This is a genomic window from Hyphomonas sp. UBA3601 (assembly GCF_002375605.1).
Lineage (GTDB): Bacteria > Pseudomonadota > Alphaproteobacteria > Caulobacterales > Hyphomonadaceae > Hyphomonas.
In genome coordinates this window covers 76,976-89,614 of sequence record NZ_DFME01000127.1, presented here as the reverse complement: position 1 = coordinate 89,614, position 12,639 = coordinate 76,976, and the positions used below count along the sequence as shown (strand labels likewise).

Below are 12,639 nucleotides of genomic sequence, written 5' to 3'. Positions count from 1 at the left end.
TTCTCCATGGGCGGGGGAGGGACGGCGGCTGCCGCAACCGCCCTGGCGGCTGCGTGGCTGGGCGGCTTCATCATTCAATGGCCTGCAGGGCGGTTGTCCGACCGAATCGAGCGCCGATTGGTGATCGCGGTATTGTGCGCCATTTCGGGCATGGCTGCGATGGTGATCGCGATATTCGGACGCAGCCTCGGAGAGGTTGGCGTGATGATGGTGCTGGTCGTGTGGGGCGCCGGTGCGTTGACGTTTTTTGGATTATGCGTGGCCCACGCCATTGACCGAACCCCCAAGGGAAAGATTCCGCAGGTCATGTCCGGTCTGCTTTTCATTTGGGCCGGTGGATCAATTGTGGGGCCACTATTGTCGGGTATCGCCATGCGCGGTGCAGGTGCGACAGGCCTGTTCGGTCTGTCTGGCTTGTTGCTCATCCTGTTGGCGTTGATCATGGTCTGGCGGGTTTCCGCAAGGGCAGCTCCGGAAGAGCACCAGCAAGAGGATTGGAGCCCGATCCTGCCAACGCCTCTGGCCAGCGTGGAACTCGATCCGCGCAATCCGGACCGGGAAGCCGAAACCTGAGTCCAGACTTGAGTACTCAGCTGGTTTACGGGCCTGCCAAGACTGTTATATAGCGCGGACAATCAAACGGGCCGGCCTGTGCCGGCTCTTTCCGCAAGCCAGGGCAGACAAGGCAAGTTTCCATGAACATACACGAATACCAGGCCAAGGCCGTGCTGAAATCTTTCGGCGCTCCAGTGGCAGAAGGCGTACCCGTTCTTTCTCTCGATGATGTGCAAAAGGCGGTCGATACGCTGCCGGGGCCGCTCTGGGTCGTGAAGTCCCAAATTCATGCCGGTGGACGCGGCAAGGGCAAGTTCATCGAAGCCGCAGCTGGCGAAAAGGGCGGTGTTCGCCTCGCCTTCTCCAAGGAAGACGTTCTGGAGCACGCCAAGGCGATGCTGGGCAATCACCTCGTCACCGCGCAGACCAGCGATGCTGGCAAACAGGTCAACCGCCTCTACATTGAAGACGGCGCCGACATTGACCGCGAACTCTATCTCTCCCTTCTGGTCGACCGCGCCACAGGCCGCCCGGCCTTTGTTGCCTCTACTGAAGGCGGCATGGACATCGAGGAAGTTGCGCACGAGACGCCTGAGAAAATCCTCACCCTGCCAATCGACCCGACGGCTGGTGTGACCGAAGCCGATGCGGCGCAGCTCTGCGACGCGCTGAAGCTGGACGGTGCGGCCCGCGAAGATGGCATGAAACTCTTCCCGATCCTCTACAAGGCCTTCATCGAGAAGGACATGGCGATGCTCGAGATCAACCCGCTGATCGTCATGGAAAATGGCCGTCTGCGCGTGCTCGACGCCAAGGTCAGCTTTGACGGCAACGCCCTGTTCCGCCACCCTGACATTGTCGAGCTGCGGGACACGACCGAGGAAGACGAAAAAGAGATCGAGGCCTCCGAATGGGACCTCGCCTATATCGCCCTCGACGGCACGATCGGTTGCATGGTCAACGGCGCGGGCCTCGCCATGGCGACGATGGACATCATCAAGCTCTATGGCGAAGAGCCAGCCAACTTCTGTGACGTTGGCGGCGGTGCAAACGCCGAGAAGGTCGCTGCGGCCTTCAAGATCATCATGAAGGACCCGAACGTGAAGGGCATCCTCGTGAACATCTTCGGCGGCATCATGAAATGTGACGTCATCGCCGAAGGCGTGATCGCCGCGGTGAAGGAGACCAACCTCGCTGTGCCGCTGGTTGTGCGCCTCGAAGGTACGAACGTCGAAATGGGCAAGGAAATCATCAAGAATTCCGGCCTGAACGTCATCCCCGCCGATGACCTCGACGACGCCGCCCAGAAAATTGTTGCCGCTGTTAAAGAGGCCTAAGGAAACATGTCCATTCTCATCGACAAGAATACCAAAGTCATCGTCCAGGGCCTGACCGGCAATACGGGCTCTTTCCACACCAATCAGGCGCTGGAGTATTACGGCACGCAAATGGTTGCCGGTACGCACCCGAAGAAGGCTGGCCAGAAATGGACCGCTGACAACGGCACCGAACTGCCGATCTTCGCCAATGCCGGTGAAGCCGCCAAGGCAACCGGCGCCAATGCGTCCGTGATCTACGTGCCGCCAGTCGGCGCCGCCGCCGCCATCGAAGAAGCCATCGATGCGGAAATCCCGCTGATCGTCTGCATCACCGAGGGCGTTCCTGTGCTCGACATGGTGCGTGTGAAGGCGAAACTGGAAAAATCCAAGTCACGCCTGATCGGTCCGAACTGCCCCGGCCTGTTGACGCCGGAACAGTGCAAAATCGGCATCATGCCCGGCAAGATCTTCCAGAAGGGCACTGTTGGCGTTGTGTCGCGCTCCGGTACGCTGACCTATGAAGCCGTGTACCAGACCTCTCAGGCGGGCCTCGGCCAGACATCTGCAGTCGGTATCGGCGGTGACCCGGTCAAAGGCACCGAGTTCATCGACGTGCTGGACATGTTCCTGTCCGATGATGAGACCCAATCGATCATCATGATCGGTGAAATTGGCGGCAGTGCCGAAGAGGAAGCTGCGCAATTCCTGATCGACGAAGCCAAAAAAGGCCGGAAAAAACCGATGGTCGGCTTTATTGCGGGTCGGACTGCGCCGAAGGGGCGCACGATGGGCCATGCCGGTGCTATCGTTTCAGGTGGCCAAGGCGATGCCGAGAGCAAGATTGCGGCGATGGAAGAGGCGGGTATTCGCGTTTCCCCGTCACCTGCACGTCTCGGGACAACCATGGTTGACGTATTGAAGGGTTAGCGCCCGGATATACATCTAAGCCAGGACGGCCCGTCCGGGCCAGTCTGGCGAGGCCAGCATCTGTCCCCGCTCAGGCCGTCCTGGAGAACTTCAGTCCCGGTAGGAACCGGGCAAGTATTTTGTTTCTTAATGTCAGGGAACAGGTCCCAAAGGACGGATTGAAAATGGCAGATGATGGCAGCCCGGTAGACGGCTCGCGCGGCGCAGGTAACAGCGCCATGCTGGAAACAGCGTTCCTGTATGGCGGCTCGGCCCAGTGGCTGGAGCAGATGCAGGCCGCATATGCGAAGAATCCCGCGTCAGTTCCCGAGAGCTGGCGCGAATTCTTTGCAGAATTGGGCGATGATTCGGGCGACGCCGCGCGCAATGCCGGGGGCGCCAGCTGGAAACGGGGCGACTGGCCCCGTCCGCTTACCGACGAACAGGTTGCCGCCTTTGATGGCAACTGGGCGCTGGTCGAGCCAAAGCTCGAGAAAAAGCTGAAATCTGCCAAGCCGGGCGCCTCTGCCGAGGAAATCGCGCAGAACGTCAAGGATTCGATCCGCGCGATCATGATGATCCGGGCCTACCGCATGCGCGGCCACCTGGCCGCCCAGCTGGACCCGCTTTCGCTCGACACGCCCGAAAAACAGCCTGAACTGGACCCGGCCAGCTATGGCTTCGGTGCAGAAGACATGGGCCGCAAGATCTTCATCGATGGCTATCTTGGTCTGGACCATGCGACGGTCAGCGAGATGCTCGATATCCTGCAGCGGACCTATTGTTCGACCATCGGCATCGAGTTCATGCATATTTCCGATCCGGAAGAGAAGGCCTGGCTTCAGGAGCGGATCGAAGGCCCGGACAAGGGCGTTGCGTTCACGGATCAGGGCAAGAAGGCGATTCTCGCCAAGCTGATCGAAGCGGAAACCTTCGAACGCTTCCTGCACAAACGGTATCCAGGCACGAAGCGCTTTGGCCTTGATGGCGGTGAAGCGGCGGTGCCGGCGCTGGAACAGATCATCAAGCGCGGCGGCGCGCTTGGCGTGCGCGAGATCGTTGTCGGTATGCCGCACCGTGGTCGCCTCAACATGTTGGCCGCTGTGATGGGCAAGCCCTACGAGCAGATCTTCCACGAATTCCAGGGCGGTAACACGCAAGGCGCGGGCGAGTTTGGCTCGGGCGATGTGAAATACCATCTCGGCGCGTCGTCTGACCGCGAGTTCGACGGCAATGAAGTTCACCTCTCGATGAACGCCAACCCGTCCCACCTGGAAGCGGTGGATCCGGTTGTGCTGGGCAAGTCGCGCTCCAAGCAGGAAATGCTGCATCGTGAGAGCGGGACGCTGGACCGCTCGACTGTGCTGCCATTGCTGCTGCACGGCGACGCCGCCTTTGCGGGGCAGGGCGTCGTGTCGGAATGTTTCGCATTGTCGGGCCTGTCGGGCTATCGCACAGGCGGGACGATCCACTTCATCGTGAACAACCAGATCGGCTTTACGACAAGCCCTATCTATTCGCGGTCTTCTCCGTACCCGTCGGATGTCGCTCTGATGGTTCAGGCACCGATCTTCCACGTCAATGGGGATGATCCGGAAGCGGTCACCTATGCGGCCAAGATCGCGACCGAGTACCGCCAGAAATTCGGCAAGGACGTTGTCATCGACATGTTCTGCTATCGTCGCTTTGGGCACAATGAGGGCGACGAGCCCATGTTCACCCAACCGGTGATGTACACCAAGATCAAAGGTCATGCCTCGACCCGTGAGATCTATGCGGAACGCCTCGTCAAGGAAGGCATTCTGACGGCTGAGCAGGTCGAACAGCAAGTCGTCGATTTCGAAGCCTATCTCGACCGCGAATTCGAAGCCGGCAAGACATTCGAAGCCAAGAAGGCAGACTGGCTGGACGGCGAGTGGAAAGGTCTCGGCCTGCCCGATGATGACGAGCGCCGTGGCAAGACCGGCGTGGCCAAGAAACGCCTGCAGGCGCTTGGTCAGACCATCACCACAGTGCCAGAGGGAGTTGACATTCACCGCACGCTTGCGCGCGTCATTGACGCACGGGCGACGGCCATCTCGAAAGGGAAGGGGCTCGATTGGGCGACGGCGGAGCATCTGGCTTTCGCGACCTTGCTGGATGAGGGCTTCCCGGTCCGTTTGTCCGGTCAGGATTGCGGTCGCGGGACGTTCTCCCAGCGCCACAGCCACATCATCGACCAGACCAATGGTGATCGCTACACGCCGCTGAACAATATCAGCGACAAGCAGGCCCATTACGAAGTGATCGACTCGCTTCTGTCGGAAGAAGCTGTTGTCGGATACGAGTACGGATATTCGCTGGCCGACCCGAACACGCTGACCATGTGGGAAGCCCAGTTCGGGGACTTCTCGAACGGTGCGCAGGTCTTCTTCGACCAGTTCATTTCGTCGGCTGAGCGCAAATGGCTCCGCATGTCGGGCCTGGTCCTGCTCCTGCCGCATGGCTATGAAGGTCAGGGTCCGGAGCATTCCTCGGCCCGGCTCGAGCGCTTCCTGCAAATGTGCGCGGAAGACAATTGGCAAGTCTGCAATCTGACGACGCCGGCGAACTATTTTCACGCCCTGCGCCGCCAGATCCATCGCGACTTCCGCAAGCCGCTAATCATCATGACGCCGAAATCCCTTCTGCGTCACAAGCTGGCAACGTCCAGTCTGGACGATCTGAGCACGAAGTCGTCCTTCCACCGCATCTTGTGGGATGATGCCGAGACGCCGGGCCGTGAAGGCAAGGTGAAACTCGTCAAGGACAACAAGGTGCGCCGCGTCGTCCTGTGTTCGGGCAAAGTCTATTATGATCTGTTCGAGGCGCGCGAGGAAAGCGGTGTGGACGATGTCTATCTGCTGCGCGTCGAGCAATTCTATCCGGTGCCACGCAAGTCGCTGATCCATGAGTTGAAGCGCTTCCCGCAGGCCGAGATTGTCTGGTGTCAGGAAGAGCCACGCAACATGGGTGGCTGGACATTCATTCGGGACGAGCTGGAATGGTGTGCGAACCAGGCTGGATCATCCTCTCCGCGTCCGTCCTATGCGGGTCGTCCGCCATCTGCTGCTACGGCAACAGGTTTGCTGTCCAAGCACAAAGCTGAGCAGGATTCCCTGATCTCAACAGCCCTTGGCAAAGACCCTGTAGCTGACAACATCGTCGCCACCTGATTCTGATTTATTACAAACGGACTGATTTCATGACCGATATCACAGTGCCTACTCTCGGCGAGAGCATCACCGAAGCCACAGTTGGCCAATGGCTGAAAGCCAAAGGCGACGCTGTGAAGAAAGATGAAGTGCTTGTCGAACTCGAAACAGACAAAGTGTCTGTCGAGGTTTCCGCCACCGAAGACGGCGTCTTGTCCGAGATTCTCGCCAATGAAGGCGACACGGTCGAAATCGGCGCGCTGTTGGGCAAGCTTGGTGGTGGGTCCGGCGCATCGGCGAAGTCCGAAACGGCTGCGGCGGCACTGCCGGCACATGGCGGTCCGAAGGATCCGGGCGGCGTTCCGGGCAAGGCCGACAAGGGCGAACTGATGGATGTCGAAGTGCCGACCATGGGCGAAAGCGTCGCCGAAGGCACGCTGTCTACATTCCTCAAGGCACCAGGCGATGCGGTCAAGAAAGACGAGACAATCGCCGAGATCGAAACCGACAAGGTTGCACTGGAAGTACCTTCACCCGCTGACGGCATTGTCGCCGAACTGCTGGTTGGTGAGGGGGACTCGGTTACGCCGGGATCTGTTATTGCGCGCATCAGCGCGGGCGGGTCGGCCGCGGCCGCTGCGCCGGCGGCGTCGAAACCTGCAGCCACCACATCGGCTCCTGCCGCAACGGGCGAGCGCCCTGTCTCTCCATCCGTTCGCCGCATTTCATCAGAAGCCGGCGTGAACCCCGCTGATATTCCAGGCTCAGGCCGTGATGGCCGCGCGACAAAGGCTGACGCGATGAATTATGTGAACAGCACGCCGAAGGCTGCTGCGGCTCCGGCAGAAGCGAAGGCACCGCGCGACATTGGTCCGCGGGAAGAGCGCGTCCGCATGACGCGCCTGCGCCAGACAATCGCTCGCCGCCTGAAAGAGGCTCAGGACAATGCGGCCATGCTGACGACATTCAATGATGTCGACATGGGCGCGATCATGGACCTCCGCAAAAAGCATCAGGAAGCTTTCGTTGCCAAACACGGCATCAAGCTGGGCTTCATGAGCTTCTTCGTGAAAGCGTGCGTCAACGCACTGAAGGAAGTGCCTGCGGTGAACGCCGAGATCGATGGCACGGACATTATCTACAAGAACTATTATGACATCGGCGTCGCGGTCGGCACCGACAAGGGCCTTGTTGTGCCAGTTGTGCGCGACTCCGATGACCTGTCTCTGGCTGGCATTGAGAAGTCTATCGCAGACCTTGGCAAACGCGCCCGCGATGGCTCGCTGACGATTGGCGACATGCAGGGCGGTACGTTCACCATCTCCAATGGCGGGATCTATGGCTCGCTGATGTCGACCCCGATCCTGAACCCCCCACAGTCCGGCGTGCTTGGCATGCACCGGATCGAACAGCGCCCTGTGGCCATCAATGGCGAAGTCAAGATTCGCCCCATGATGTATCTGGCGCTGTCCTATGACCACCGGATCGTGGATGGCAAGGAGGCCGTGACCTTCCTCGTCCGCGTCAAGGAAGCTCTGGAAGACCCAGAGCGGATGCTGCTCGAAGTCTAGGCCTTCGCGGTCAGCCAGCCTCGGATAAGTCCTGCCTGCATGCACTGTGCGGGCAGGGCAAATCCAGCACTCTCCATCATGTGTTCAACCTTTGCCGGTCCGTGGCAGGCAAACTGTGAGCCGAACATCTGCTGGTAGTGAGCCCGACCCTCCGGGGTCATGCCCGTACGGGACAAGAGGTTCAGCCAAAGCTCCATCACCATCGGGAAGTCGGGCGCGTTCATGTTGGCGCACAAGTCGGCATTGAAGAGCGGTGCACCGGGGCGCAAGCGATCCGCGATGGAACGGAAGTAAGCGGTCCGCGAGTCTGCCTGGGTCAGGAAGTGCGAGACGAGCAGACTGGTTGCGCCCTCAAAGTCGAATGCTTCGACCTCCGAGACATAAGCATTGTGAAACGTGCAGCGCGCCGCGAAGCCTTCAGCCTCCGCATGTCGGCGAGCGACATCCAACATGGCGCTGGAAGGATCAATGAGCGCAAACTGCCATTTGGGAAATCGTGTGGCGAGGTAGCGGACTTCAGCGCCGGTCCCGGCCCCGGCGACAAGAATGCGTGCATTGTCCGGCAGTTTTCCCAAACCGGTTTCCAGTATCAGATGCAGCAGCCCCTTGATGGCCTGCAATTCTTCAAACTGATTGTCATATGCTGCGGCATGATCCGGGCCGAAGGCTTCAGACAAAGCGAACTTGTCTTGCGACATGGGAAGCTCTCCATACATGTTATTTTATAACATTAACGTTTGACCCATGTGACCGCAACCGGAAAAACAGTCGAGAATGCCTTTGCGGGGTTTTTTGCGAAATTGACGTGCGGGTTCACGAAAAAGGGCAGGTGCGTTTCTGCACCTGCCCATTCGCGTCGTCCCCTTATCGCGGCCTGCCAGGGGGCGTCTCCCCACCCTCCGCGATGTGTTGTATTTATTACGCGTCACAACACAGGTTATGTACATAAGGGGGGCTGATTGAATGGTTCCCCAATGCCTTGTTATTTCACGTTCATTTGATCCGAGGTAGCAAAAGCGGTACGCTTTGGTGCGCTCCGTAGTCGAAATCGACTTCAATCCCTAGTGTGGGTGAGCGCACACAAACGGAGGCGGTGGGCATGTGCTGGGCTGGCATTTTCCAAGCGAAATTTGTTGGCACGCGCAACCAGGGGCTCCCCCAATGCGTATCTGATTGAGCCTCAACTGGCGCAACACAACTAAAGGGGACTAACTTCAATGGACGAATTCTGGCGAAATACGGTCGATCAGGCGCAGGCCTATGGTCCACAGCTGATCAAGGCCGCCTTGGTCATGATTGCCTTCATCATCGGCGCTTTCATCGTGCGCTGGCTGATTGCGGCAGCCATCGACCGGACAGGTCTGGCCAAGAAAGCCAACGCATCAACGGCCACCAGTGACAGCAAATCGCTTGGCACCAGCCTTGCGCAAGCGGCATTCTGGGTCACGATCCTGATAGGTTTGATGCAAGCGCTCGCGATCGCAGGCGCAACGCAGATTTCGAGCGCGCTACATGGCGTGATCGATCCGATCCTGTCCTATCTGCCAAATGTCATCGGTGCGGCACTGATCTTCGGCATTTTCATCATTATTGCCAATGTCGTGCGTGAGACGCTGAAAGCCGTACTTGTATTCGGTGACGGCATGCCGGAACGCTTCGGCTTGGCGACCGGACGCGTAAACATCTCCGGCATTGTGGCATCCGTGGCATTCGCCGTTCTGGTGATCATCGGCGCTATCATGGCGTTTGATGTGCTGGCCATCGAGGCGATCTCCGCCCCGGCAAATGAGCTGCTGACCGACATTATCGGCATTATCCCGAATGTACTGGCCGCTGGCGTGATCCTCGCAATCTTCGTGCTGATCGGCCGATTTGTTGCCAATCTGGTGCTGAAGACGCTGCCAGGTACAGGCGTGGATTCGGCTGTTTCCGAACTTGGCCTGCTCAAGGGCGCAGATGGCGGGCTGACTGCCAGCACGGTAATTGCCCGGGTTGCGATGTTCCTGATCGTGCTGCTTGGTCTGGTGGCTGCGCTGAACGCGCTGGGAATTGAGTCGCTGACCTATGCGATGAATGTTGTACTCGATATGGGCGTCCAGATCATCTTTGGCGCGCTGATCATCTTCGCAGGCGTATTCATTGCCAAGCTTGTGAGCTCGGCCATGGATTCCACTGGGGCAGGGGCAACGGATGTCACTGCACGCGTTATGAAATGGATCATCATCGTGCTTGCCGTGATCCTCGGCATCTCCCGCATGGGCCTCGACCCTACGGGTGGCGTGTTCATTCTGGAAGTGGCCAAATGGATTGTCATCGGCGGTGCCGCAGCCTTTGCCATCGCCTTTGGCTGGGGTGGCCGCGAATGGGCCGCCCGGATCCTCGAATCCTGGCGCAGCACACGCTAGACAGCGCTCAACCCATAAAACAGGGGCCGCGCGAAAGGGCGGCCCTTTTTCATGTCCATGTGGTCTGGAGGCGCTTCGTCGCAGCTGCTTTGTTGCGGTGGCGATTGGGGTCATATATGCGCAAACCTCTCGGCAACAGGGCATATTCCGCATGACCACCTACACTTCCGATCAGCGACGTCACTCATCCGAGACGGCTGAAACCATGTCCGATGTTCGTTATGAGATCGACCGGATTGATCGTCTGCTCGTCGAAATCCTGGCAGAGCGCCAATCCTTCATGGATGCTGCGGCGCGTATCAAGCCGGACCGGTCGAAAGTGCATGACAGCGCGCGGATCGAAGATGTCGTGACAAAGGTTAAGGCTGCTTGCGAAGGCGCGGGCTTGTCGCCGGCCATTGCCGAGCCGGTCTGGCGGACCTTGATTGACCGTTGCATTGCGTATGAGTTCGGCAGCTATGACGCGCGGCGTGGCGGCGACGACGTAAACTCGTAAAGCACCTGGGCGACCTCTTCGAGCGTGTCCCCCAGCGCATCCTTGATATCGCTGATCATGACTGCAGCGGCCGTGACGCTGGGCGGGGTCTCTGACCGGCCGGCTTTTTCGGCTTTTTCACATTTCGACGCCAACAGGATGGCACCAATACCAAGGCTGGCGCCCTTGAGCGTGTGGGCGGCGTCGGCCCATTGGCTCGCCTCGGCGTGCGGATCCAGCATACGTGACCAGATTTCGGCCTGATGCCGGAAGATTTCGATGACTTCCACGGCGAGATCATTGTCGCCTCCGGTCATTGCTTTGAGGTGCTCGCGATCGAGTAAGGCAAAGGTCTCGGTCATGTCAGGCGTCTCCCACAGAATTTGACCGTGACACGAGGCTGCTGCCCAATCGTTAATGATTTTAGCTTTTCAGAGAATCTTTGATCGGGCTGAATTTATCGATTGTCGAAAAGGCAAACTTGAATTATTATTCATCTGTGCCGAGTTTTGACGTGGCACAATTCGTATTTGGCTCTGGGGAATTACGATGTTGGATTTCGTCGTGTTGGTTCGTAATCTGGTTTTGGCAGCTGCTTTGGCGTGGCTGGGACTGGAATTTGCGCCGGAGCAGGATGACAATTCCGAAGCAGCCCGTCAGGACTCTGTGGTTACGGCCCTGCTGGCCCGTTAACGCATTCGGCCTTCCAAACCTAGAAATGCACACATTCTGGTCTCGCGCCGGTCGAATTGTCGCGGTATACTCCGGCTATGACCGAGCCGTCTGCCGCTCGCCCGTCTGGCCGCGATCTGCTTGTCAGGCAAGAGGCGTCTGAAAACTTCGAGCTCGCCCGCAGTGGTGGCAGCTGGATGGTTGTGACCGGTTTTGTCGTTGCAATTTTCTGGATATTCGGCGCGGCTGCGATGGCAGTGGGCCTTTGGGGTGTTGATGGCCTGAAGGAATTACAACCATTGGTCTTGGTCGGCGGAGCCATGGCATTGGTCGTCCCGGCGCTGCTGATGATCATGGCGGGCTATATGGGGCGCACCAATCGTCGCTCTTCTGCCTCGAATGCGCTGGTGATGGAAGCCGCCGTTCGCCTGATGGCTCCGGCGCGTGAAGCTGGCACCGAGGGCATCACTTTTGCCGAACAGATGAAACAGGCCGCAGCTGAAGTGGATCCCGCCATGGCGCATGCGCTGTCAGCGATGAAGGCCATGGCGGGAGAGATCGGAGACGAGCGCCTGCGGTTGGAATCGGTGGCTTATGCCAGCGCGGACAATGCCCGCGACCTGACCGAACGGCTTGGCCAGGAAAGACAGGCTCTGGAAGGACTCGCCCGAGACCTGCGCACGCATATGCAATCTCTGAACGAAGCCATCCCGCGACAGGCCCAGATGATGGTGAGTGCCACGCGGGAAGCCAGCGAAGAGGTTTCCCGCGCCGATGAAGCGCTGGCGCGCCGTCTGGAAGCCATGCAGGTGGCGGGTCGCACATTGTCTGAGAAGCTGATCGAGCTGGATGCGCTCGCAGGTGATGCTGCCACGCGCACCGAAACGCTTACCTTTGCGGTCACACGCGTCGAGGAAAAGCTCGACCAGTCCCGCCGCACGGTAGACGCCGCTGTGCGGGCAGGGGAGATCGCTGCAGCTGCCGCAATGACAACCGGCGACGCCTTGAAAGACGCCGTATCTTCAGCCCTGGATGGTGCTCGCCGGGCGAACAACGAAATCAATACTTCTACGCGCGAGGCCGCCGAAAACGCGGCGCGCGCATTGGCCCGGCTGCGCGAAGCCGGCGAGGAAGCTGCCGCAGCTATCCGCTCGGCGGAGTATGCCGCCAAGGCCGACACGGTCCGAATGGACCGCAAGACACGTGAAGCTGCGTCTCTGGCGTTGGCAAGGGATGATCTTGCGAAACCGGTCGTGCCTGAGCGCGCGCCTGAGCCGGAGCCGAAACCCAGCATCATTCCCGCTTCCGCACACCAGTCCGACGAGCTCCACGACGATGACGGTCTACATGATGACGAAGCGTTCGAGCCAATGCCTGTCCGCAATGGCAATGGGCATACGAATGGTTTCCATCTTGAGGACCGCAACGGCCACACGCCAGAAATGCCTGAGACCCCCGTCGCGCCAAAACCCAAGCCTGCGCCACGTGCCAGCATGGATGACGAACTGTTCGATGCGGCGGCCGACGCCTTGGCCAGCGCTGCGCTGACGGACAAGCCGGACA

11 protein-coding genes are annotated in these 12,639 nt (G+C 59.3%); 9 read left to right on the top strand and 2 right to left on the bottom strand.

Annotated elements, in window-relative coordinates; all coding sequences use genetic code 11:
* From B4F73_RS14225 to odhB, 5 genes are all read left to right on the top strand, one after another.
* Positions 1-573, top strand: a 573-nt coding sequence (locus B4F73_RS14225) for an MFS transporter (RefSeq protein ID WP_290483585.1), incomplete at its 5' end; no start/stop codon positions are given.
* Between the two features lie 122 nt (positions 574-695).
* The gene (gene sucC / locus B4F73_RS14220; protein ID WP_206991343.1) at positions 696-1,892 is read left to right on the top strand and encodes an ADP-forming succinate--CoA ligase subunit beta; all 1,197 of its coding nucleotides are present in this window, start codon (positions 696-698) and stop codon (positions 1,890-1,892) included.
* 6 nt (positions 1,893-1,898) lie between these two features.
* Entirely contained in the window at positions 1,899-2,801 is a 903-nt protein-coding gene (gene sucD / locus B4F73_RS14215) for a succinate--CoA ligase subunit alpha (RefSeq protein ID WP_034810499.1), read from the top strand.
* 164 nt (positions 2,802-2,965) lie between these two features.
* The gene (locus B4F73_RS14210) at positions 2,966-5,974 is read left to right on the top strand and encodes a 2-oxoglutarate dehydrogenase E1 component (RefSeq protein ID WP_290479963.1); all 3,009 of its coding nucleotides are present in this window, start codon (positions 2,966-2,968) and stop codon (positions 5,972-5,974) included.
* A gap of 29 nt (positions 5,975-6,003) precedes the next feature.
* Positions 6,004-7,524 carry a 2-oxoglutarate dehydrogenase complex dihydrolipoyllysine-residue succinyltransferase gene (gene odhB, locus B4F73_RS14205; protein WP_290479962.1) on the top strand — a complete coding sequence of 507 codons (1,521 nt, stop codon included), beginning with the start codon at positions 6,004-6,006 and terminating at the stop codon, positions 7,522-7,524.
* On the opposite strand, the gene B4F73_RS14200 is transcribed toward odhB, so the two are convergent.
* Complete coding sequence (locus B4F73_RS14200; RefSeq protein WP_290483584.1) at positions 7,521-8,222, bottom strand: class I SAM-dependent methyltransferase; 702 nt, start codon at positions 8,220-8,222, stop codon at positions 7,521-7,523. The two genes, odhB and B4F73_RS14200, sit on opposite strands and share 4 nt — an antisense overlap.
* 519 nt (positions 8,223-8,741) lie before the next feature.
* Between B4F73_RS14200 and B4F73_RS14195 the strand changes: the two genes are divergently transcribed.
* Positions 8,742-9,929 (top strand): mechanosensitive ion channel, encoded by a 1,188-nt coding sequence (locus B4F73_RS14195; protein ID WP_034810502.1) that lies wholly within the window; start codon positions 8,742-8,744, stop codon positions 9,927-9,929.
* A 151-nt stretch (positions 9,930-10,080) separates the two neighbouring features.
* Entirely contained in the window at positions 10,081-10,425 is a 345-nt protein-coding gene (locus B4F73_RS14190; protein ID WP_051607406.1) for a chorismate mutase, read from the top strand.
* Here the strand turns inward: B4F73_RS14190 and B4F73_RS14185 are convergent.
* Positions 10,386-10,766: an Hpt domain-containing protein gene (locus tag B4F73_RS14185; protein ID WP_206991339.1), complete on the bottom strand. Its 381-nt coding sequence runs from the start codon at positions 10,764-10,766 to the stop codon at positions 10,386-10,388. The genes B4F73_RS14190 and B4F73_RS14185 overlap by 40 nt on opposite strands.
* Before the next feature lie 187 nt (positions 10,767-10,953).
* Here B4F73_RS14185 and B4F73_RS14180 point away from each other — a divergent pair, with 187 nt between their 5' ends.
* Positions 10,954-11,097 (top strand): hypothetical protein, encoded by a 144-nt coding sequence (locus tag B4F73_RS14180; RefSeq protein WP_156947764.1) that lies wholly within the window; start codon positions 10,954-10,956, stop codon positions 11,095-11,097.
* A 77-nt stretch (positions 11,098-11,174) separates the two neighbouring features.
* Positions 11,175-12,639 (top strand): hypothetical protein (locus B4F73_RS14175; RefSeq protein ID WP_290483583.1); only part of this gene is annotated, 1,465 nt, incomplete at its 3' end.